At 65.9% G+C, this 1,238-nt stretch carries 1 protein-coding gene; it reads right to left on the bottom strand.

All coding sequences use genetic code 11. From position 1 onward, the window contains the following. Window positions 1-30: 30 nt before the first annotated feature. Window positions 31-1,172, bottom strand: a protein-coding gene (locus tag ACW7GZ_RS14880) for an IS3 family transposase (protein ID WP_457010053.1) whose coding sequence is annotated in 2 segments (ribosomal slippage) — window positions 31-902 and window positions 902-1,172 — 1,143 coding nt in all. Because the reading frame shifts where the segments join, the coding sequence is not laid out codon by codon here. Window positions 1,173-1,238: the final 66 nt, after the last annotated feature.

Below are 1,238 nucleotides of genomic sequence, written 5' to 3'. Positions count from 1 at the left end.
TGATCTTGCCCCCGTTTCTCGGACACCCGTCTAAGCAGCGTGGGCCCGCTCGAACTGCTCCGGGCTGACGTAGCCCAGCGTCGAGTGGAGCCGGTCTCGATTGTAGTCAACCTCGATGTACTCAAACACCTGCGCCTTGGCCTCGGCGCGGGTGGCGAAGCGCTCGCCGTGGATCGCCTCGACCTTGAGGCTGTGGTTCCAGCTCTCCATCGCCGCGTTGTCGTAGCAGTTGCCTCTGGCACTCATGCTGGCGACCAGGCCGTCCTGATCGAGCAGGGCGCGATGCTCACGAGAGCAGTATTGGCTGCCCCGGTCGGTATGCATGATCACGCCACGAGGCCGCTTGCGCCGGAACAGCGCCATCCGAAGCGCATCGCACACCAGCGTGGCCGTCATCCGCTCCGACATCGACCAGCCCACCACTTTGCGGGAGAACAGATCCAGCACGACGGCCAGGTACAGCCAGCCCTCGTCCGTAGCGATGTAGGTGATATCGCCCACCCACACCTCGTTCGGACGCTGCGCGGTGAAGTCTTGCTGCAGCAGGTTTTCCGCCACCGGCAGCGTGTGGTTCGAGTTCGTCGTCGCCTTGAACTTTTTCGCCGCCTTCGCTCGCAGGCCCTGCCGGCGCAGACTCTGCGCCACCTGGCGGCGACCGCGCCCCAGGTGCCGCGACAGGCGCGGCGCGCCGGCGCGAGCCTTGCGCCGCTCGAACTCCTCCCGCACCTGCGCATCCAGCGTGGCGCGGGCCTGCGCCTGCTGCGACGGCGTCCGGTTCCGCCACGCGTAGTACCCGCTGGGCGACACACCCAGAGCCCGACACATGACGCGGACCCGAAACTCGGGTTCGTGCGCCTTGATCGTGGCGTACTTCACTTGGGCTGCTTCGCGAAGTACGCCGCCGCTTTTTTTAGGAACGCGACCTCTTCCTCCAGGCGCGCCACCTCTCGCTTGAGCTGGGCCGTTTCCGCCTGCTGGGCGCGCCGCACCTCGGCATCTTCGCCCTGCTGCTGGGACTTCGTCCGCCACCCGTACAACTGCGCCGGTTCCAGACCCAGGTCGCGTGCCACCGCCGGGATCCCGTCCTTCGCCGCCCGCAGCAGCGCCTGCTGCTTGAACTCAGGGCTGAACCGCTTACGCTCTGCCTTCGTCTCTGACTTCTTCCTGGTCATCTGTCTCACCTCGGATTGCGATATTTAATCGCTTATCCGGGTGTCCGTGAAGCAGGGGCAGGATCA

The organism is Luteimonas sp. A537, assembly GCF_054052065.1.
This window is presented reverse-complemented; position numbering and strand designations above follow the sequence as displayed.